The 20,765-nt window shown below is 62.8% G+C and carries 16 protein-coding genes; 3 read left to right on the plus strand and 13 right to left on the minus strand.

The window, feature by feature from the left end:
- Positions 1 to 464: 464 nt before the first annotated feature.
- Both rfbA and rfbB read right to left on the minus strand, forming a co-directional pair.
- Entirely contained in the window at positions 465 to 1,358 is an 894-nt protein-coding gene (rfbA, locus tag ACE2AA_RS11350) for a glucose-1-phosphate thymidylyltransferase RfbA (protein ID WP_141261454.1), read from the minus strand.
- Entirely contained in the window at positions 1,355 to 2,410 is a 1,056-nt protein-coding gene (gene rfbB / locus ACE2AA_RS11355) for a dTDP-glucose 4,6-dehydratase (protein WP_395369842.1), read from the minus strand. The genes rfbA and rfbB overlap by 4 nt, the downstream gene beginning before the upstream one ends.
- 217 nt (positions 2,411 to 2,627) lie before the next feature.
- Here rfbB and ACE2AA_RS11360 point away from each other — a divergent pair, with 217 nt between their 5' ends.
- Entirely contained in the window at positions 2,628 to 3,701 is a 1,074-nt protein-coding gene (locus ACE2AA_RS11360; protein WP_395369844.1) for a L,D-transpeptidase, read from the plus strand.
- A gap of 188 nt (positions 3,702 to 3,889) precedes the next feature.
- On the opposite strand, the gene ACE2AA_RS11365 is transcribed toward ACE2AA_RS11360, so the two are convergent.
- From ACE2AA_RS11365 to hpnA, 9 genes are all read right to left on the minus strand, one after another.
- On the minus strand, positions 3,890 to 6,259 hold the full coding sequence (locus ACE2AA_RS11365; protein ID WP_141301614.1) for a phosphoketolase: 2,370 nt from the start codon (positions 6,257 to 6,259) through the stop codon (positions 3,890 to 3,892).
- A gap of 42 nt (positions 6,260 to 6,301) precedes the next feature.
- Positions 6,302 to 7,513, minus strand: a complete 1,212-nt coding sequence (locus tag ACE2AA_RS11370) for an acetate/propionate family kinase (RefSeq protein ID WP_141261458.1) — start codon at positions 7,511 to 7,513, stop codon at positions 6,302 to 6,304.
- A gap of 322 nt (positions 7,514 to 7,835) precedes the next feature.
- On the minus strand, positions 7,836 to 8,516 hold the full coding sequence (locus ACE2AA_RS11375; RefSeq protein ID WP_141261459.1) for a hypothetical protein: 681 nt from the start codon (positions 8,514 to 8,516) through the stop codon (positions 7,836 to 7,838).
- A 19-nt stretch (positions 8,517 to 8,535) separates the two neighbouring features.
- Entirely contained in the window at positions 8,536 to 10,566 is a 2,031-nt protein-coding gene (gene shc / locus ACE2AA_RS11380) for a squalene--hopene cyclase (protein ID WP_395369847.1), read from the minus strand.
- Between the two features lie 52 nt (positions 10,567 to 10,618).
- On the minus strand, positions 10,619 to 11,932 hold the full coding sequence (gene hpnE / locus ACE2AA_RS11385) for a hydroxysqualene dehydroxylase HpnE (RefSeq protein WP_141261461.1): 1,314 nt from the start codon (positions 11,930 to 11,932) through the stop codon (positions 10,619 to 10,621).
- Between the two features lie 3 nt (positions 11,933 to 11,935).
- On the minus strand, positions 11,936 to 12,817 hold the full coding sequence (gene hpnD, locus ACE2AA_RS11390; RefSeq protein WP_395369849.1) for a presqualene diphosphate synthase HpnD: 882 nt from the start codon (positions 12,815 to 12,817) through the stop codon (positions 11,936 to 11,938).
- An 83-nt stretch (positions 12,818 to 12,900) separates the two neighbouring features.
- On the minus strand, positions 12,901 to 13,764 hold the full coding sequence (gene hpnC, locus ACE2AA_RS11395; RefSeq protein ID WP_395369851.1) for a squalene synthase HpnC: 864 nt from the start codon (positions 13,762 to 13,764) through the stop codon (positions 12,901 to 12,903).
- On the minus strand, positions 13,761 to 14,993 hold the full coding sequence (locus tag ACE2AA_RS11400; protein ID WP_141261464.1) for a glycosyltransferase: 1,233 nt from the start codon (positions 14,991 to 14,993) through the stop codon (positions 13,761 to 13,763). Before ACE2AA_RS11400 ends, hpnC begins: the two co-directional genes overlap by 4 nt.
- Before the next feature lie 10 nt (positions 14,994 to 15,003).
- On the minus strand, positions 15,004 to 15,999 hold the full coding sequence (gene hpnA / locus ACE2AA_RS11405) for a hopanoid-associated sugar epimerase (protein ID WP_395369853.1): 996 nt from the start codon (positions 15,997 to 15,999) through the stop codon (positions 15,004 to 15,006).
- Positions 16,000 to 16,193: 194 nt separating this feature from the next.
- Between hpnA and ACE2AA_RS11410 the strand changes: the two genes are divergently transcribed.
- Both ACE2AA_RS11410 and ACE2AA_RS11415 read left to right on the plus strand, forming a co-directional pair.
- Positions 16,194 to 17,270, plus strand: a complete 1,077-nt coding sequence (locus tag ACE2AA_RS11410) for a lysylphosphatidylglycerol synthase domain-containing protein (RefSeq protein WP_141261465.1) — start codon at positions 16,194 to 16,196, stop codon at positions 17,268 to 17,270.
- Between the two features lie 39 nt (positions 17,271 to 17,309).
- Complete coding sequence (locus ACE2AA_RS11415; protein ID WP_395369855.1) at positions 17,310 to 18,212, plus strand: prephenate dehydrogenase/arogenate dehydrogenase family protein; 903 nt, start codon at positions 17,310 to 17,312, stop codon at positions 18,210 to 18,212.
- A gap of 105 nt (positions 18,213 to 18,317) precedes the next feature.
- On the opposite strand, the gene pyk is transcribed toward ACE2AA_RS11415, so the two are convergent.
- Together pyk and ACE2AA_RS11425 are read right to left on the minus strand one after the other, a co-directional pair.
- A complete protein-coding gene (pyk, locus tag ACE2AA_RS11420) occupies positions 18,318 to 19,757 on the minus strand; it encodes a pyruvate kinase (RefSeq protein WP_162851946.1) in 1,440 nt (479 codons plus the stop codon).
- Between the two features lie 29 nt (positions 19,758 to 19,786).
- On the minus strand, positions 19,787 to 20,755 hold the full coding sequence (locus ACE2AA_RS11425; protein WP_141261468.1) for an SH3 domain-containing protein: 969 nt from the start codon (positions 20,753 to 20,755) through the stop codon (positions 19,787 to 19,789).
- Positions 20,756 to 20,765 lie beyond the last annotated feature (10 nt).

The following is a 20,765-nucleotide window of genomic DNA, read 5'->3' on the forward strand; positions in this document are numbered from 1 at the left end:
GCAAACCGTATCCCCCTGACGTATCAGATAAAGAATGATCTCTGGTTGTCCCGTATCTGATCCTGATGCATGAGGATGCAGAACAACGACATCACGCATTGCGCGGATTGTTCAATGGGTTGCGTTATGTGACCCACTATGGAAGTCCGTGGCGCACCACACCGGACAACCTTTCGCATGGCCACACGCTGTCGCAGGTTCGTCAAGAGTTACGCGCGCCATGCCTTAATACTAAAAAGTATTCATGTCGTCTGTTTCGCATGATTCATGCCTTCACTCGAAACTATACTTCATAAATATGCATAACATTCTCTAAGCCGTTATCCTTGATCTGTTTTCCAAAGCATTGATCTATAATAGGTCTTCATGAAAAATTCCTGGGTGTCGCCTTTTTCAAAAAAGACGACGTTCCCTGAAGCTTTTTGAAAAAAGCTTTATCAAAAACTTCTTTATGATTTTACGGCTTATGCTAATGCCCGCCCGGCAATGGCCATAAGGGTACGCCCCAGTTCGGTCTTTATCATGCGTCGGGCCAGAGCACGTAGCTGGGTTACGTCAATATAACCCATGCGGAAAGCTGCTTCTTCGGGGGAACCAACCAGCATCCCCTGTCGTGACTGCACCGTCTGCACAAATGATGACGCCAGCATCAGGCTGTCGGGCAGGCCGGCATCCAGCCATGCGCAGCCACGCCCAAGACGTTCGACATTCAGACTGCCTTCCTCAAGATATATCCGGTTGAGATCGGTTATCTCCAGTTCACCCCGTGGGGATGGTTGCAATCCGGCCGCCAGTTCGCCAACACGCCCGTCATAGAAATACAATCCCGTCACCGCCCAGTTTGACGGCGCATGCTCAGGCTTTTCCAGAATATCCAGCGCCTTCCCCTCTGCATCGAACGTCACCACGCCATAACGTTCAGGGTCACGTACCTGATAGGCAAAGATCGTGGCGCCATGGGGCCGCCCCGCCGCCGCACGCAGCATGGCGGGCAGATGGTCGGCAAAGATCAGGTTATCACCCAGTATTAGCGCACATGGTGCACCCGCCAGCCAGTCACCCGCGATCTGGAACGCCTGCGCAATCCCTTCGGGGGCGGGCTGGATACGGTAGGTAAAGGTCACACCCAGCGGTGACCCGTCCCCCAGCAGGCGCTGGAACTGGGGCATGTCCTGCGGCGTTGCAATGATCATGATGTCACGGATACCCGCCATCATCAGCGTCGAGATCGGGTAATAGATCATCGGTTTGTCATAGACCGGCAACAGCTGTTTGCTGGCCGCCAGTGTCATGGGGTACAGCCGTGTGCCAGACCCGCCCGCCAGCACGATCCCCTTCAGTCCCGACGCGCCGGTCATGCCATCTGCCCCAGCCGTTGTCCGGCATAGCGCCGTGCCCGTATGGCCTGCCACCACCGTGCATGCTCAAGGTACCAGCGAACGGTCATGTCTATGCCACTTTCAAAATCATGTCGTGCTTTCCACCCCAGTGCCTGTTCGGCACGGGAGGGATCGATTTCATAACGGAAATCATGGCCCGGCCTGTCGGCCACGTGCCGGATCAACCGCGCATGTGGCCCGGCGGGATCGGGGTGCAGCCGGTCCAGCACGTCACAGATGGCATGGACCACTTCCAGATTGGTACGCGGCTGCCGGGCGCCAATGGCGTATGTCTCGCCCGGCTGGCCGTGTTCCACTGCACGGACCAGGGCTTCGGCATGGTCACTGACAAACAGCCAGTCGCGGATATTCTCACCCGTGCCATAGACCGGCAACTCACGTCCCTCGATCGCATTGATGATCATGAGCGGCACCAGCTTTTCAGGAAAATGCCAGATCCCGTAATTGTTGGTCGTATTCGTAACGAAGGTTGGCAGGCCATAGGTATGCCACCATGCCCGCACCAGATGGTCGGATGCGGCCTTGCTGGCGGAATAGGGGCTGCGGGGATCGTAGGGCGTGGCTTCGGTAAAGGGGGGATCATGCGGCCCAAGTGTCCCGAATACTTCATCGGTCGAGACATGGTGGAAGCGGAAGGCCGCGCGCCGGGTCGCAGGCAGCGCCTGCCAGTATATGCGCGCCGCCTCCAGCATGGAAAACGTGCCGGTCACGTTGGCCTGCACGAAGGCACCGGCATGGTCGATGGAACGGTCGACATGGCTTTCGGCCGCCAGATGCATCACCGCATCGGGACGGAAGGCCGCCAACTCAGCCCCCACGGCCGCAGTCTCGCAGATATTGACCTGCCTGAACGTATAGCGGTCACTGGCTGCCGCAACACCCACCGCATGAGGACTGGCCGCATAGGTCAGGCAGTCAAGATTCAGGATCTCGTGGCTGGTCTGTGCGATCAGGTGACGTATGACCGCCGACCCGATAAATCCACACCCGCCGGTTACCAGAATGCGCATGATAATCCGTCACACCAAAAAGAGTAACAGACAGGAAAAATGTTAATATCCAGCCAACGCTCCCAGCCCGTTCCCTCCCTTTAATGCCCCGTCAGGTTGCCGGTATGATTTGCAGGGGCGATATGCCATGAGCGAACTGCCGCTACCCTGCGCAGGCATATCCAAATACGGTATATAGGGTACGCCTGTATTTTTCCGACAGAGGTACGCCGCCTGCATGATGCTTCCCATACGCCTGATCTGGTTACGCGCCCTGCCCCTGGTCACCGTGTTCATGACAGATGCCGCCATACAGGCCCATGCCACCCCCCTGTCCGATGCCGCGATCCTGCTGCAGCACGACATGCAGCAGGAACTGGGCGCGCAGTCCGCCCTGACCCGCCCGAAACAGACCCAGCGCGCCATGGCACTGGCGCATGACATGCTGGATCACGCCAGCGCATGGCCACAGGATGAGGAGGTCATGCTGATCGTGGACCGTGCCCCCATGGTCCAGATGATGTGGATCGTACTGGCCACACCTGCCGCACAGCGGCTGACGCCACTGGGCATGGTGGCTGTCAGCACGGGCCTGCCGGGACGCAAGGAACATTTCCGCACGCCTGCAGGTATATTCCTCAATGACGGGCAGATTTACGGTTATCGCGCCCTGGGCACGAAAAACGAGCATGGCATCCGTGGCAACGGTGAAAAGGGCATGCGGGTATGGGATTTTGGCTGGCAGACAACCGAGGACTGGCGCCGCCGTGGCGCCGTGGCGGTGGTCCGGCTGGAAATGCACGCAACCGATCCCACGTTTCTTGAATCCCGGCTGGGACGGGCGGATTCCGAAGGCTGCATCCGCATTCCCGCGCGCGTCAACAGTTTCATTGACCGCCATGGCCTGCTGGACCGGCAGCTTGACCTGATCGTCCAGCAGAATGACCCACAGAAGGCACGCGCCATACGCGCACTGCTGGGGGCCAGCCACATGCCCACCCCGCTGGAAGGCGACCGGGTCATCGTGGTGGATTCATCCAACCCCGGAGCCCAACTGTCCGATCCGACGATGGCACAGAAAATGCAGGACAGCTTCGCGCAATTCCTTGCCGCAACCACTCCGCAGCCCGCTGGCCCTGCGCAGGCATCCGGTCCATCCGCATCAGCCACAATTGCCACCGCCGCAACACCACCGGCTGCTCCTGCTCCTGCTCCTGCTCCTGCTCCTGCTCCTGCTCCTGCTCCTGCTCCTGCTCCTGCTCCTGCTCCTGCTCCTGCTCCTGCTCCTGCTCCTGACGACTGGCCCAACTGATTTCATTTGTACAAATGAAAAATTTCAGTCCTACAATATTTTATTAATTAATACTTTGTATTTATTATATTGCGCTCTGAACCCCATTCATATGCCGTCTCGGACGACCCAGCTTCCATTCCGACATAAAGAAAAGGGGGAAGCATGACCGCTCCCCCCCTTTCATGACCCCCGTGGGTTCCGACGTCTTATGACCAGCGCCAGTTCTCGATTTCCGGCAGGTCCCTGCCATACCTGGCCACGTAATGCGTATGTTCGACCAGTTTGTCGGCAATGGCCTGATTGGCGTAGGCCGCCTTGCTCGCCAGTCCCGGCACGTGACGGATGACGTTCTGCACCAGATGGAAGCGGTCAAGATGGTTGCGCACCGTCATGTCGAACGGCGTGGTGGTGGACCCTTCCTCCCGATAGCCATGCACATGGAAGTTGCGGCAGTTGGTCCGCTTGTAGACCAGCTTGTGGATCAGCGCGGGATAGCCATGGAATGCGAAGATCACCGGCTTGTCGATGGTGAACAGGCTGTCGAATACATAATCCTCCAGCCCGTCCGGATGCTGGGACCTTGATTCCAGGGTCAGCAGGTCCACCACGTTGATGACGCGGATCTTCAGATCCGGCAGGTGTCTGTTCAGCAACTGCACCGCCGCCAGCGTTTCCATGGTCGGCACGTCACCGGCGCAGGCCATGACCACGTCAGGCTCGCCACCCTTGTCATTGCTGGCCCATTCCCAGATGCCGATGCCCTTGGCGCAATGTGCGATGGCGGACTCCATGTCCAGCCACTGCGGTTCGGGCTGCTTGCCCGCCACGATCACGTTCACACGGTCACGGCTTTCAAGGCAGGTCTTCGCCGTGCACAGCAGGGTGTTGGCATCAGCCGGCAGGTACACCCGCACCGTCTTGGCCTTCTTGTTCAGCACATGGTCAATGAAGCCGGGATCCTGATGGCTGAACCCGTTATGGTCCTGACGCCACACATGCGATGTCAGCAGGTAGTTCAGCGATGCAATCGGCGCGCGCCATGAGACCTCATCCGCCTGCTTGATCCATTTAGCATGCTGGTTGACCATCGAATCCACAATGTGGATGAACGCTTCATAGCACGACATGAAGCCATGCCGACCGGTCAGCAGGTAACCTTCCAGCCAGCCCTGACAGGTGTGCTCGCTCAGGATTTCCATCACATGGCCATCGACTGCCAGATGGTCATCGTAATCGAACGTCTCGGCATTCCATGCCCGGTTGGTCACATCCAGCACCGCGTTCAGACGGTTGGAATTATTCTCGTCCGGGGCCAGCACACGGAAATTGCGCGCGGCAAGGTTGGCCTTCATCACATCACGCAGCCACGACCCCAGCACGCGCGTGGCTTCACCCAGTTCATGGCCCGGGGATGAGACGGGCACGGCATATTCCGTCACGTCCGGCAGGCGCAGGTCACGGCGCAGCAGGCCACCATTGGCGTGCGGATTGGCGCTCATCCGGCGGTCGCCCTTCGGCGCGAGTGCCGCAATTTCCGGCATCAGGGTGCCGTTTTCGTCAAACAGTTCCTCGGGTTTGTAGCTGTGCAGCCACGTATCCAGCAGCTTGAGATGTTCGGGCTTGGTCAGGTCTGTAATCGGCACCTGATGGGCGCGCCAGTAGCCTTCCGTGCGCAGGCCATCGACCGTCTTGGGACAGGTCCAGCCCTTGGGCGTGCGCATGATGATCATCGGCCACGTGGGGCGCGTGGTGTCATTGTCCTCGCGCGCAGCCTTCTGGATTTTCGAGATCGCGGCAAAGGCCGTATCCATCGCCACGGCCATTTTCTGGTGCATGGTGTCCGGGTCGTCCCCTTCCACCACGATCGGGTCGTAGCCGTAGCCGCGGAACAGGCTCAGCAGTTCCTCGGGCGAAATACGGGCAAGCACGGTCGGGTTCGCGATCTTGTAGCCGTTCAGGTGCAGGATCGGCAGGACCGCGCCATCGGTTTTCGGATCCAGGAATTTGTTGCTGTGCCACGATGTCGCCAGCGGACCGGTCTCGGCCTCGCCATCCCCCACGACGCAGGCCACGACCAGGTCAGGGTTGTCGAACACCGCACCATAGGAATGCGAAAGCGAATAACCCAGTTCACCACCTTCGTTGATGGAACCCGGCGTGGTCGGCGCCGCATGGCTGGGAATGCCGCCGGGAAAGGAGAACTGCTTGACCAGTTTGGCCAGCCCGTCCGCATCCTGCGACACTTCCGGGAAATATTCGCTGTATGTGCCTTCCAGATAGGTACTGGCAACCACCCCCGGCGCCCCATGCCCCGGCCCCGCCACGAACAGGATGCTGCGGTCCTGTTCACGGATGATGCGGTTGAGGTGCAGGTACAGGAAGTTCAGGCCAGGCGTGGTACCCCAGTGGCCCAGCAGCCGCGGCTTGGTGTGTTCCAGCTTCAGCGGTTCACGCAGCAGCGGGTTCGCCAGCAGGTAGATCTGGGCAATCGACAGATAGTTTGCTGCATGCCACCACCTGTTGAACAGCGCGACATCCGCTGCAGACAGCGGTGTTGCGGATGCAGTTTCACTCATTTCCGTTCCTTCCGAGACATTCTATCCCTATCCGGCCTGCATTCAGGACAGACACATCAGCACATGCCGACGGATTGTCGTTTCCTCATCGGTGGGGATGACACGCACCTCCACGGTACTATCCGGCATGCTTATGATTTCGCGATGCGCGGCATTCGCCTGCGCATCCAGACGGACACCCGCCCATTCCAGCTGCCTGCAGATGGCTGCGCGGATCAGGGCGTCATGTTCCCCGATACCGGCAGTAAACACCAGCCCGTCCAGCCCCTGCAGGGCCGCCATCATGGCCCCCGCCTGCTGGGCAAGACGATAGATGAACAGGTCAAGCGCCTGCGTCACTTCCGGGCTGATCCCCGCACGTGCATGCAGGTCGCGCATGTCGGCCGAAACCCCCGACACCCCCAGCAGGCCGGAGCGGTGATAGAGGATATTCTCGATCTCGGCCGCTCCCAGCCCTTCTTCCTTGAGCATGTACAGGATTACGCCAGGGTCCAGATGCCCGCACCGTGTCCCCATCACCAGACCATCAAGCACCGAAAATCCCATTGTAGTGTCAATGCTGCGTCCGTCTTTCAGGGCACACAGGCTGCCCCCGCTGCCGATATGGGCGACAATGGTACGCCCCTGCGCCAGATGTGGCACGCGATCATGCAGGACGGAGGCGATGTATTCATACGACAGCCCATGGAACCCGTAGCGGCGCACGCCACGGGCGGCATATTCCCGTGGCAGGGCCTGCGCCTGCGCAACCGGTGGCAAGGTATGGTGGAAACCGGTATCGAAACACGCGACCTGCGGCAGGTCGGGATGCTGGGCCAGCAATGCGCGGATGGGGGCAAGGCTGCCGGGCTGGTGCAGGGGGGCAAAGGGGGTCAGGGCCGCGAGCCGGGCCAGCACATCGGGCGTCACCCGCACGGGGGCAATGAATTCCGGCCCGCCATGCACCACACGGTGACCAACCGCCATAAGATCCACGCTGCCCAACTGCTTGCCAACCCATTCCATAAGGGTCGCCATGGGACCGTGATGCGCCGTATCACCCGCGCCATCCGCCACGGGGGTCCATTTTTCATCAACCAGCACGCGCCCCGATGCATCATGGGCGACGAAATGGGGATGGATGCCGATTCCCTCCAGCTCCCCCGATGCGATGCGATGGCTGGGGGACGCAGCGGTTTCCCCCGGTTCAATGGCAAACAGGGCGAACTTCAGGCTGGATGATCCTGCGTTCAGTGCCAGCACAGCGCGTGTCATGCCTGTCTCCCCCTGTTTTTTACAACCGGCAGTATGTCACGCTGATCTGCCGTACCTGACATTGATGCGAATCAATTGGTTGCATCACAGATAGCATCAAGGACGCGCAATAACAGGCAATGACCTGCATGCCATGTCCATGCCAGACAGGACCCTATCGCCGCGCTGCCAAAAAAGTTTATTTTAAATCAGTGTGTTATTATGAATACTCCACACCCTGCATCAAACTGGCACGGCCTTTCGTCACGTCAACGCATATCACATCCGCGTGTCGAACGCCCGGACCCTGATGGGCGTCACCGCCGCATGGCGATGACATCCATCAGAAAAAACGTCGTTCCAGCGCAGCCTTTGCCGCCGCACGCGCCTGCCCCGCATCACGCCCCACCCGGATCAGCGCCGGAATCTGGAACGGGTTGCAGACAATGCTGCGCGCAAGCGCCCCCACCGCAAGACTGCCATCGGGCCGCAGCGCCACGACCGCAGCAGGCGGCAGGGTCCGGTCCGCCGGATCGCACACGACGCGCATGCCCGCAAAGGGTACCTGCCGGGCAGCAGCCATTTCAGCCACCACGCCACTTTCCATATCCAGCGCAACGCAGCCCGTCTGTCTGAACAGCGCCATCTTGCGGGCCGCTGCGGTGACGATCACATCGCTATGCAGCAGGTCGCCATCAATGACATCCGCCCGGTCCGCACCCAGCCAGTCCAGCAGGGCGGGGGCTGCGGCCAGACGTTCCCCATTGACCACGACATGACGCGGCATGACTACCGCCCCGGGCTGCAGCGCCGGGTCCAGCCCCGCCGCCAGCCCGAAGGACAGCAGCGCATCCACCCCGCCTGCCAGCAGGTCAAGCACGGCCTGCCGCGCACCGGACAGGGTCGCCCCGCTCAACCCGAAACGGGCCGTCGGCAGGAAGGGACGGATCAGGGACGCTTCCGCCTCCATCCCCACCACGATACCCAGCCGGGAAAATGGGAACGCAGATACACGATTGGACATTGTGGACGTTCCCCCGTTATCAGAAACCGTAGCCAACACGGCCGGAATTGCTAATCTGCATGTTGCGGTAACGCGACAGGGCCAGAAGCGGGAAGAACTGACGGTAACCATGGTACCGCAGGTAGAACACCCTGGGGAAGCCTACGGCGTTATACGGTTCTTCCTTCCATTCACCCTTTTTGCCCTGCATGCGGCCCAGCCAGGCAATGCCGCGCGCTACGGCCGGATCATCACGCTGACCCGCCGCCAGCAGGCCCAGAACGGCCCATGCAGTCTGTGACGGCAGGCTCTGTTTATAGTCGCCATGCATCCCGCCTTCGTAACTGTCGCAGCCTTCGCCCCAGCCGCCATCGGCGCGCTGGTGGCGGCGCAGCCAGTCGGTCGCGCGGATGATCATGGGGTCATCATGCGGCATCCCGGCGGCATTGAGCGCGCACAGCACGGACCACGTGCCATAGATGTAGTTGGTGCCCCAGCGCCCGAACCATGACCCGTCCTTTTCCTGCTCCCTGCGCAGATAGGCGATACCGCGTTCGATCGCGGCGTGATCTTCGACCTGACGCAGCTGCGCGAGGAAGGAAATGCAGCGCGCCGTCACATCCGCCGTAGGCGGATCAAGCAGTGCGCCATGGTCGGCAAAGGGAATATGATTGAGCACGTCGAGGTTATTATCAACATCGAACGCCCCCCATCCGCCATTGCCGCTCTGCATGCCGATGATCCATTCCCGCGCGCGCGCAATCGCCTCCGCATTGGCGGGATCGCCATCGCGATGCAGCAGCATGCCGACAACGGCGGTATCATCCACATCGGGGTAATAGTCATTGGCATACTGGAATGCCCACCCGCCGGGCCGGACATCGGGACGGTTGATGGCCCAGTCGCCCCTGACGTTCAGGATCTGGCGTTCACGCAGCCATTTGGCGGCCATGGCCAGCTTCTGCTTCGTCTCCTCCGGTGCGATGCCGCTGGGGCCGGATGCGGCTTCGATCATGGCATGACCGGCAAGGCCGGTATCCCATATGGGGGAGACGCAGGGCTGGCAGTAGGTTTCCCTGCCCTGACTGACCAGCAGGCGCCTGACCGCTTCCCACGCGGTCTTCGCGCGCGGGTCTTCATCGGATATGCCCAGCGCGCGGAACATCATGACCGTGTTGGCCATGGCGGGATAGATGGCCCCAAGCCCGTCCAACCCGTTCAGGCGGGGTTCGATGAAATCGACCGCCGCCTTTATGGCCCTGCGACGCGTCTTTTCGGGGATCAGCCGTTCAGCGGGACGCAGCACCGCATCCGCATACCGGAACACATGCCCCCAGACAGAGCGGTATGGCCCGCGAATCCAGTCGCGTACCTTTCCGGGCGATGTCACGAACAGTTCGGGCACATGCACCCGGCGCGGATTGATCGCGGTGGGGCGCAGGGCCGCCAGCACCAGCAGTGGTGCGATCACGGTACGAGACCAGTATGACATGTTCCACACCGAGAACAGCGCCCGGCGCGGCAGCAGCATGATCTCGACCGGCATGGCGGGGGCCGCGTCCCACGGCACGTCGCCAAACAGGGCAAGCTGGATGCGGGTGAACACATTGGTCCGTTCCGCCCCGCCATGGTCAAGGATGGCCTGACGCGCGCGCACCATGTGTGGCGCATGCACGCTGTCGCCAATCGCCTTGAGGGCAAAATACGCCTTGACCGAAGCCGACAGGTCGAACGTGCCATCCTGATACAGCGGCCACCCGCCATGCGTGCCCTGGATACGCCTCAGGTACACCCCGATCCGCTGTTCCAGGTCCAGGTCGATCCGGTCCAGATAATGTTCCAGCAGCACGTATTCCGCCGGAATGGTGGCATCGGCCTCAAGGTCAAAGACCCAATGCCCGTCATCCGCCTGCCGCCTGCCCAGTGCGGTATGCCCACGGGTCACGGCCTGATCCAGTTCGGCGGGGTCCAGCGGAGCATCCAGCGCCACCTTGGGCGTGGCTGCCCTGCGGGTGGCTGTGGTCGTCCTGCGAGGACGGGTAACGGTCTCGGTCTCGGTTCTCTTTGCCATTATTCCATGTTTCCCGTGCGGTCACGGGGACCTGTTGCAGATCCGTACATCATCATTTCGGTCGGCCGGACGTACCCCGGCGGGCATGGACAGCCTGTGCCGCAGCATGGCCTGACCTGATCGCGCCCTCGATTGTGGCGGGCAATCCCGTTGCCGTCCAGTCACCAGCCAGCAGCAGGTTGGGCGCCATGGTCCGCGTGCCGGGCCGCAGGCGGTCCTGCTGCACGGTCGCGGCAAAGGTCGCGCGCTTTTCACGCACGATACGCAGCGGCGGCATGGCGACCGGCAGGGGCGCCGTCGCGGCCGGATCAATCGCGGCACGGACTTCGTTCCAGATGATGGCCGCCAGTTCATCAAGATCACGCGTGGCATAGCGATTGGCGGCACTGACCGTGACCGACAGGATTTGGTCCTTGGCAAACACCCATTCGCTGATACCACCCACAACCCCGATAAAGCGGGCCTGCGCCAGCCCGCCGGTCAGCACCGGGACCTGAGACAGCAGGAAATGCACGTTCAGGATGGCTTCGAATTCGTCCGGCGCGCTGAATCCCGGCAGGTCGGCCGCCAGCAGGCTGGCCGCCACGGGTGCAGGCACCGCCATGATGACCGTGTCATTCGGCCCCATGACAATACGTTCCTCGCCCAGACGCAGGGCCGTAACACTCCCATCAGTCATTTCAACCGCACTGACACGGCTGCCGGTCCGCACTTCAGCCTTCAGCACCGAAAGATGGTCAAGTGCGGGATCCACGAAACTTTCAGACAGGCCGACTGCCGGGAAACGGGGCAGGCAGTTGCGTCCCCCACGCGCAAGGCTTTCCTTCACCACGGCACCCAACAGGGCGGCGCTGCCGGTATCGGGCATGGTATTGAGGACAGATATGGCAAAGGGTTCAAGCAGCCTGCGTGCAAGGCTGCCGGGCTGCAGGCAGTCCGACACCACCATGTCCGGCGTCGCCTCCATCAGCGCCAGCAGGCCGCGCAGTTCCGCCAGCCGCATGCCCGGCACGCGCCTGCGCTTCGACAGCACCCACAGCGGCACCCGCCCCCGTGACAGATCCAGCGTCCAGCGCAGCCGGTCGGCAAGGTCCACGAACGGGAAAACCGGCCGCCCCGGCCCCACCAGCGTATCCTGTGCGCCGATCAGGCCAAGATAGCGGTAGACCGCCGGATTACCCGACAGCAGCAGATGGTTGCCATTATCGATCCGGCAGCCCAGATGCCGGTCAAGGTAAGACCGTGCCCGACCGCCACAGGCGGGACCGGCCTCGTACACGCTGACCCGCTCGCTGCCGCCCGCCAGTTCTACCGCCGCCGACAGCCCGGCCAGCCCGCCACCAACAATATGGACATGTCCCGACATGGATCAGGCCACCAGTGCGCGCAGCGCGACCAGCACCTTGCGCGGGCGGGACAGGGAGACACGCTTTTCCGGCGTGCCCCATCCCTGCCGTTCCTGTGCGGCAAGAATGGCGGCATAGGTCACGCCCATGACGCGTGCGGGCCGCATGGCCGTGCGATCACACTGCTGCATGGCGCGGGAAGCCGCCCGGAAATGGTCATGCGCCCGACCGGCGAGGATACGCCCCACCTGTTCCAGCCGGGGGGCGCGCACCACGGCATCGGGTTCGGGCGGGATGCCAAAGCGTTCCAGCAGTTCGCGCGGCAGGTACAGCCGGCCCAGCCGTGCATCCTCCGCCACGTCACGCAGGATGTTGGTGATCTGCAGCGCGCGCCCCAGATGATAGGCCACCTGGTCCGCATGGGCCGAAGAATCACCGAACACCCGCACCGACAGCCGCCCCACGGCAGAGGCCACGCGATCGCAGTACAGGTCGAATGTCGCCTCATCCGGCGCCACGATGGGACCTCGGGCGTCCATTTCCATCCCGTCGATCACATCATTGAAATCCTGCTGGCGCAGGTCGAAATGGCGGATGGTCGCCAGCAGCACGCGATCGATACCGTCACGCGCCTCGCCCGCATACAGCCGTGCAATGCGCGCGCGCCATTCTTCCAGCCTGCGGCACTTGTCGTCCTGCTCGCCTTCATCATCAGCCACGTCATCGACAAGGCGGCAGAAGGCATAGACCGCATACATGCCATACCGCCGGTCGGGCGGCAGGATACGCATTCCCTTGCCAAATGACGTGCCCGACCGCACCACGATCTGCTCCACCTCGGCCAGATCGGCGGGATCGCAGCCCAGTACCGGGGCCTCTTCATGCCGCGCGCGCAAAAAACCCATTCCCGCGTGTTCCGTTCACTTTACGAATTTCAGTTCCGCCTGTTCTTAGCGGCAATCACGACCAAGGACAAAATCCCGCGCCCTCAGACCAGCGTGCGCACTGCCCCCGCCACCGCGCGCGCCACATCCATGCGCGACAGCTTGACCCGGCCCGCGATGGGGTCTTCCGTCCGCAGCCGCTGCGCCAGACGCTTCGACAGGTTCACGATCACCGCCGCCTCCATACGCATGCGCCGGTCACGGATCAGACCGGGCAGAAGCGATGCATGCCGGTTGAGTTCATCCACCCGGTCCAGCAGCGCATTGAACACCCGGCGCATGCCAGGAAGCGTATAACCATGGCGCAGGTCATCCACCGTGACCCCTTCGCGCGCCAGCCACGGCTGCGGCAGGTAGCAGCGGTCAAGGTCGCGCAGGTCACCGGCACAGTCCTGCAGGTGGTTGATGACCTGCAACGCGGTGCACAGCGCATCGGACGCGGCAAAGGTGCCAGCACTTTCCCCATGCAGTTCCAGCAGGAAACGCCCGACGGGATTGGCGGAATAACGGCAGTATTCCTCCAGCTCCTCCCACGTGTCGTAACGGTTCTTCACCGCATCCTGCCGGAAGGCCACGATCAGGTCGGTGGCGGTATCGGTGGGCACCCCGGTCTGCGCCAGCGTGCGGCCCACGCGCACCGCCGTCTGCGCATCCGGCCGCTGCGGTGCGGTGCGTTTGCCCAGCACCACGTCCTCCATGGCGTTGAGGCGGGTGATCTTGGCATCCGCATCCAGCCGGTCGGTATCGACAATGTCGTCGATCACGCGGGCAAAATCATAATACGCATGGACATGCGGACGCAGCCTACGGCTGATCAGCAGGGAGCCTACGGGAAAGTTCTCGTCCCCGGCGTCCTTGCCCGACGAGACATCCTCGCTGCCCCACACGTTCCGCTCATCAGTGTTCACCCTACATCATCCCCCATGCTGCGGTTCATTACGGCTGCGGTGCCCTCACCGCGCATATGTGTCGAAATCGCGCCATCGGGTTCGGTATAGGCGCGGTTTTTCCATACCGTGCCCCGGCCCCGATGGTGGTCCAGCGCCGAACCGACCGTCGCCAGCGTATAGAACCCGGCAATGACCGGCAGCAACAGCGCCCATGACGGTGACAGGTTGAAACGCCTCAGGGTCGGGGTGTACGACGCCATGGACATGACCCATGCCCCCGCCCCCAGCAGGCATGGCAGGCCATGGCTGAACAGCGCAAGCTGCAGCGGCACGATCCATACCAGCACCATGCCGATCACGGTCCCCACCAGCATGAGCGGCGAATACCCAAGCTGCACATAAGCCGTGCGCGCCACCATGCGCCAGATATCCGACGGATGGGGATAGGGCCGGATGGAACGCGCAAGACAGCTATGCCCCAGATAGATCCGGCCGCCACTGTGCTTGACGTGGGCGGCCAGCGTGCAATCATCGATCAGCGCGCCGCGCAGGCTTTCGATCCCGCCAATGCGCGCAAGGGCACTCCAGCGCACCAGCACCGTGCCGCCCGCGGCACCTGCCACCCTGCTGCGCGGGTTGTTCACGCTGGCGAAGGGATAGAGCAGCGCGAAAAAGAATACGAAGGCGGGAACCAGCATGCGCTCGGCGGGGCTTGCGCAGTTCAGTTCCACCATTTCCGAGACCTGATCCAGCTTCCCTGCCTGCGCCTTGGCCACCAGTGTCGAGACATGGCGCGGGTCATGGGTAATGTCCGCATCGGTCAGCAGCACGAAACCACTGGAATCGGGCACCATCTCGCGTGCCCGGGCAACCCCCTGCGCCACAGCCCACAGCTTGCCGCTCCAGCCTGCTGGTCGGACCTTTCCGGTGACCACCGTCAGCCGGCGCCGGGGGTCCGGCACGGATCGCGCCAGCCGGCCCGTACCATCGGTGCTGTTGTCATCCACTAAAATGACATGCAGCAGGCCAGGGTAATCCTGCGCCAGCAGCGACCCTATGCACTGCCTGACCGACGGGGCCTCATCCCGCGCGGGCACCACGATGCAGACTTCGGGACAGTCCGCGCGTTCAAGCTGCGCGCCCCGCACGGGGGAAAGAATCGGCCCGGCCTGCCAGAACCAGCCGTGACAGAAAATCAGCCCGACCCAGATAACGAACACCAGAATGGATAGGGGAAGCAGCAGCATGACAGGGTCCTCAATCCAGCATCCCATGCTGTCGGAACCAGTCGATGGCATCCTTTACCGCCTCACGCGCGGGGCGGGGAGCATAGCCCAGTTCGCGGATCGCCTTGTCAGAAGAGAAGAACATCTTCTTGTGCGACATGGCCAGCATCTCGGTCGTGACCCGTGGCGCGATGCCAAAGGCGCGCGACAGCCATTCGCTGGCTACGGCCACCGGCCAGATCACGGCCTGCGGCAGGCTTATCCGGGGCGGGGCCACGCCCGCGATTTCCGCCGTCATGGCAAACAGGTCGCGCAGCAGGTAGTTCTGGCCGCCAAGGATGTATTTTTCCCCGACCCGCCCACGTTCCAGCGCCAGCGCGTGTCCTTCGGCCACGTCATCCACATGCACGATGTTCACGCCGGTATCGACATAGGCCGGCATGCGGCCTGCCGCGCAGTCCAGGATCATCTGCCCCGTGGGCGTGGGCTTGATGTCACGGGGGCCGACGGGGGTGGACGGGTTCACGATCACGGCAGGCAGCGCGCGTTCATGCACCAGACGCAGGACTTCCTGCTCGGCACGGTATTTGGAACGCTTGTAGATACCGATCACGCCATGTTCATGAACCGGCGTTTCCTCATCGGAAATCGTGCCGTCCCCGATCAGGCCAAGGGCCGCGACGGACGAGCAGTACACGATCCGCTCCACCCCGGCCTTCTGCGCCGCCAGCATGAGCGCGCGCGTGCCCTCCACGTTGGCGATCATCATTGGCACCGGGTCGGGAACCCACAGCCGGTAATCCGCCGCCACATGGAACACGTAGCGGCAGCCCTTTACCGCCGCGTCGAAGCTGTCGGGGGTGGACAGGTCCCCTTCCACCAGTTCGGCGGGAAGGTCACGCAGGTTGGTCAGGTCGCTTCCCTTGCGCACCATGAGCCGGAGTGTATGGCCACGCTCCACCAGATTACGGGCAACGGCGGAGCCGACAAAACCGGTCGCACCGGTTACAAGGGTTGGGGCAGTCATGGTCTGAACGATCGCTCCGTCAGGGGACAGAATTCACGATTGCGATTACGGACTCGCAACCAGCGGGCGTTCCATTTATCCCGACACCTCCCGGTGGCGCCAGACCCTGCTGTAGTGTAAGTCAGGCACAACCGGCCCGTGCGGCACGAATTTTACCCGGTGTTCCCACGCCAACAGACCAAGACGGATCTTTTTTGAGAAAGCTCACCATCCTGCTGGCCATCCTTGGCCTGGCCCTGCTTACAGGCTGCACCGCGTGGCTTGGCGCGGGTTCGGTCATGAAGGCCATCGTCTCCATCGGGTTCATCGGCTTCATGGCGACCGTCATGGCCCAGCTTGCAGTTGATGCAATACTGGGTCTTGCGTGGCACGCAGCTTGCCGGGACATTCCGTTCGTGCAGCTGCTGGTTTCGCGCATGATCCGTGACGCCGCCGCATCCTGCCTGCCGTTTTCGCAGCTGGGCGGGATGGTGCTGGGTATCCGGGCCACGTGTTCGAGCGACCTGTTCGCCGGGGCGAAGGGCCGCCATGTGGATGGGAGCGAGGCCGCCTGTGCCAATCTGGTGGACATCACCACCGAGGTCATGGGCCAGATCCTGTTCATCCTGACTGCCGTGGTGTGCCTGGTGGCCCACCAGCAGTCCAGTCCCTTCGCCCGCCCGGTCATGATCGGCCTTGTACTACTGAGCATGGGCATCGCGGGCTTCATCTATACCCAGCGCCGGGGTGGTGACCTGCTCAAGCGCGCGGGCAGGATGCTGGGCCACAACATGGCTGCCCAGTGGCAGGACGCAATGCTGAGCAGCGCTGACAGCATACAGGAACGTTTTGACGCCATCTGGTCCCACCCCAGCCGCATCGTGCAGGGCGCGCTGCTTCATTACGTGGGCTGGCTGGGCAGTGCAGCCACGATCTGGGTGGCTTATTACTTCCTTGGCGCTCATCTTGGCTTCAGCGGCGCCATCGCGATCGAGGGCGTAGCCTGCGGCATCATGTCCGTCTCGTTCCTGGTGCCTGCCGGGCTTGGGGTGCAGGAAGCTGCCTACATGGCCCTCGGCTCGGCCTTTGGCATTGCCCCTTCCGTCTCGCTGGGGCTGTCGCTGCTACGGCGCGGGCGTGAACTGGTGATCGGCATTCCCATGCTGCTGCTGTGGCAGGCGATGGAAATGCGCGCCCTGCGCCGCCGCTCCGCACAGGGGGGCGCGGCACCGGCGACCGCCCCCGTATCCATCCACGATTCCGCCCCGCCCACGGACATCACGCGGGATTGATCCCGCGTGCCTGTCAACCTTCAGCCAGACAGACCCCGCATGACCGACCAAACCGTACCCCTGTTCGATACGCTGGTCATTATCGGCCCCGGCCTGATCGGGTCATCCATCCTGCGCCGGGGGATGGATGACCGACGCATCGCGCGCAGGCTGGTAGCCTGTGACATAAGCCCCGAAGTCCGTGCCCGCGTGGCTGAACTGGGTATTGCCGATGTTGTAGAGACCGACCCGGCCACGGCCGCGCGGGATGCGGACTGCGTGATCATATGCGTGCCGGTGGGCGCGATCGCCATGGTTGCAGCCCAGGTCATGCCGGTCATGAAGAAGGGCGCGATCCTGAGCGAGGTGGGGTCGGTCAAGGTCACGGTCATGGAGGCCATGCAGCCGCTTCTGGCCCGGTATCCCGATATTGCCTTCGTGCCCGCGCACCCCATGGCGGGCACCGAGTTTTCAGGTCCGGACGCCGGTTTCGCCACCCTGTTCGAGGACCGGTGGTGCCTGCTGACCCCGCCCGAACACACACCGGAACCGGCCATCACCCGCATCACGGCGTTATGGAAAATGATGGGGGCCCGCGTCCGCTGCATGAGCGTTGACCATCATGACCGTGTCTGCGCCATTGTCAGCCACCTGCCGCACCTGCTGGCCTTCACCATATGTGGTACGGCGGATGACCTGGCAGATGAAACCCGGTCGGAAGTGCTGGATTTCGCGGCGTCCGGCTTTCGCGACTTCACGCGTATCGCGGCGTCCGACCCGACCATGTGGCGCGACATTTTCCTGAACAACCGCGAGGCGCTGCTGGATATGCTCGACCGCTTCATCGCGGATGCGCAGGAGATGGGGGATGCCATCCGCACAGGGAATGAGGACGTGATCGTAAGCCGCATCCAGCGTGGCCGCGCTATCCGACGCAGCCTGATCGAAAACCGTCAGGCCTGAATAAATCATTTATTTTAAGTATGTTACCTATAAGAATACAAACTTCGGGAAACGCCGCTTTTTTTGAAAAAAGGCGGCGCCCAAAAAACTTCCGATAATATCTGATCAGGTAATCGTGGCGATCCGCAGCGTATTGGTGCTGCCCGCCACCCCGAACGGCAGGCCGGCGACGATCACCACAGCGTCCCCCACCGCGCCATAACCATCCCCCCTGGTAACCGTCAGCGCCTGATCCACCACGCTTTCGATATTATGGACCGGCGTTTCCTGCCCCACGGATACCGCCTGTACCCCCCATGCCACCGCCAGCCTGCGGGCAATGTCATCGGTCGGGGTCAGGCCAAGGATGGTGCAGTTGGGCCGTTCGCGCGCGATACGCAGCGCGGTGCGCCCCGACAGCGTGAAGGCCACGACGGCTGCGGCATCAAGGGTGGCTGAAATCTGGCGCGCGGCGGCGGCGATGGCGCCAGGTACGTCATGTTCGGGTTCCGGGCTGGATGTTTCCATCTGGCGGCGCCAGACCTCGTCTTCTTCCACCCGCCGCACGATCCGGTCCATGATTGCGACGGTTTCACGCGGGTATGACCCCACCGCCGTTTCGGCCGACAGCATGACGGCATCCGCCCCGTCAAACACCGCCGTCGCCACGTCCGATGCCTCGGCCCGGGTCGGCGTAGGGGCATGGACCATGCTTTCCAGCATCTGGGTCGCCACCACAACCGGGCGGCCAAGCTGCCGGGCAATGCGGATGATGCGTTTCTGCGCCAGCGGCACGCGTTCAGGCGGCAGTTCCACACCCAGGTCACCACGGGCTACCATGACCGCGTCCGACAGGGCGACGATTTCGTGCAGGTTGTCCATCGCCTGCGGCTTTTCCAGCTTGGTCATGATCCAGGCCTGGCCGGCAGCCAGTTTCCGGGCCTCGCGCACGTCCTCGGGGCGCTGCACGAAGGACAGCCCGACATATTCGATGCCAAGGCCCAGCGCGAAGGCCATGTCTGCCCGGTCCTTGTCCGTCAGCGCAGGAATTGGCAGGACTACATCAGGCACATTGACCCCCTTGTGATCCGATAGCGGGCCGCCAAGCACCACCTCGGTGACAAGGAAGTCATCGCCGCGTTCGCATACCCGCAGGGCCAGCCTGCCGTCATCCAGCAATAGGGTGCTGTCCACGGCGGCGGCGGCAATGATTTCAGGGTGCGGCAGGCTGACCCGTGTTTCGTTCCCCGGTGTGGGGTCAAGATCCAGCCGGAAGCGCGCACCGGTGCTAAGCTGCACCCTGCCATTGGCAAAATTGCCCACGCGCAGCTTTGGCCCCTGCACATCGGCCAGTATGCCAATGGGACGCCCCAGCTCGGCTTCCACATTGCGGATCACGGCATGACGGGCGGCATGATCGGCATGGGTGCCATGGGAAAAATTAAGCCGGAACACATCCACCCCCGCCACGGCCAGCGCCCGAATGGTCGCGTGGTCTGTCGTAGCCGGACCCAGTGTCGAGACAATCTTGGTCCGGCGCATGGCACGGTATGGTGTATCCGGCATTTTCTTCTCCAGCCTGTTTCCGTCAGTCATCAGGAGGGGGATATGACCTCCTGCGGTAACAGCCCCCACATCGCGCTGCGTTCCAGCCATCCGCTGTACTGCTTGACCGATACCTTGCACCACGACGTGCCCGCCTGGCACTGCCGCAGCGTACCCACCACGCCGGGGCGCAGTACGGCCACGACGGGTGATGTCGTGCTGGCGTCCGAACGCAGCATGACAGCCCCCCTGATATCCGCTGCATCAGCCACATCCGCCACATGGCCGACAATACGGGTATCCGCCCGGCCAATCACGTCAGTTTCCTTTGCGGTTGGCTGTCCCGCCTGCTGGGCATCACCCTGTGGCGGCAGTCCCGGAATGACAAACGTGCGGGTTCCCACCAGGGTTGCCTGATGGACCCAGCCCTTCTGGCCATCCGAATCTTCTACCAGACGCCAGACATCGAATTCGCGCTCGATCTTAACCGGCAGGCCGCGGCGATGGTACACCCAGTCGATGGGATAGCGCTGCCCCGGCCCGGTACGCAGATTGACTTCATCCGCGCGGAAGGCCGCAAAACGTGGCAGCGGCAGGCCGGTCACACTGCCCTTCGTATTGTCCACCGGGGCCAGCGCGGCAGGCGCATCCGGCACCGGGGCGGCCGCATGCGCGGCGGGCGGCGGGGCGCTACCGGCAACGGCGGCAGCCCCCACGGCCCCGGTCGTCACGGCGGCACCGGCAGCCGCTGCGGCATGGTGGTGATGATGCGTCCCTGCCGCGTGGGCTTTCTTTTCCTTGCCCGCATGGGCGGATTTGGCCTGGACCGCCGCACCTGCCGCCGCCTTGGCATGATGGGCGTGATGATGCGCCGTAGCCTGTGCGGCGGCACCATCAATATGCCCCCCACCCATGAACAGCACTGCCGCACAGGCTGCCAGAGCCCCCCACCGCACTGGGGCACGGAACGGCACACGGGCCGGTCGCGCAAGGAATTCATGCCGCACGCACTGCGCCATCGTGTTCTCT

Origin of the sequence: Komagataeibacter diospyri, from assembly GCF_043995075.1 — a bacterium.
Classification (GTDB): Bacteria; Pseudomonadota; Alphaproteobacteria; order Acetobacterales; family Acetobacteraceae; genus Komagataeibacter; species Komagataeibacter diospyri.

Bases quoted from the DNA above. Each gene is read 5' to 3' on its own strand.
- rfbA (WP_141261454.1), bottom strand. From the start codon at position 1,358: ATGACCGGCGCGTCGGGACTGAAGGGGATCGTGCTGGCGGGCGGGTCT.
- rfbB (WP_395369842.1), bottom strand. From the start codon at position 2,410: ATGCGCATTCTGGTAACCGGCGGGTGTGGATTTATCGGGTCGGCGGTC.
- ACE2AA_RS11360 (WP_395369844.1), top strand. From the start codon at position 2,628: ATGATGCTTCCCATACGCCTGATCTGGTTACGCGCCCTGCCCCTGGTC.
- ACE2AA_RS11365 (WP_141301614.1), bottom strand. From the start codon at position 6,259: ATGAGTGAAACTGCATCCGCAACACCGCTGTCTGCAGCGGATGTCGCG.
- ACE2AA_RS11370 (WP_141261458.1), bottom strand. From the start codon at position 7,513: ATGACACGCGCTGTGCTGGCACTGAACGCAGGATCATCCAGCCTGAAG.
- ACE2AA_RS11375 (WP_141261459.1), bottom strand. From the start codon at position 8,516: ATGTCCAATCGTGTATCTGCGTTCCCATTTTCCCGGCTGGGTATCGTG.
- shc (WP_395369847.1), bottom strand. From the start codon at position 10,566: ATGGCAAAGAGAACCGAGACCGAGACCGTTACCCGTCCTCGCAGGACG.
- hpnE (WP_141261461.1), bottom strand. From the start codon at position 11,932: ATGTCGGGACATGTCCATATTGTTGGTGGCGGGCTGGCCGGGCTGTCG.
- hpnD (WP_395369849.1), bottom strand. From the start codon at position 12,817: ATGGGTTTTTTGCGCGCGCGGCATGAAGAGGCCCCGGTACTGGGCTGC.
- ACE2AA_RS11400 (WP_141261464.1), bottom strand. From the start codon at position 14,993: ATGCTGCTGCTTCCCCTATCCATTCTGGTGTTCGTTATCTGGGTCGGG.
- hpnA (WP_395369853.1), bottom strand. From the start codon at position 15,999: ATGACTGCCCCAACCCTTGTAACCGGTGCGACCGGTTTTGTCGGCTCC.
- ACE2AA_RS11415 (WP_395369855.1), top strand. From the start codon at position 17,310: ATGACCGACCAAACCGTACCCCTGTTCGATACGCTGGTCATTATCGGC.
- pyk (WP_162851946.1), bottom strand. From the start codon at position 19,757: ATGCCGGATACACCATACCGTGCCATGCGCCGGACCAAGATTGTCTCG.
- ACE2AA_RS11425 (WP_141261468.1), bottom strand. From the start codon at position 20,755: ATGGCGCAGTGCGTGCGGCATGAATTCCTTGCGCGACCGGCCCGTGTG.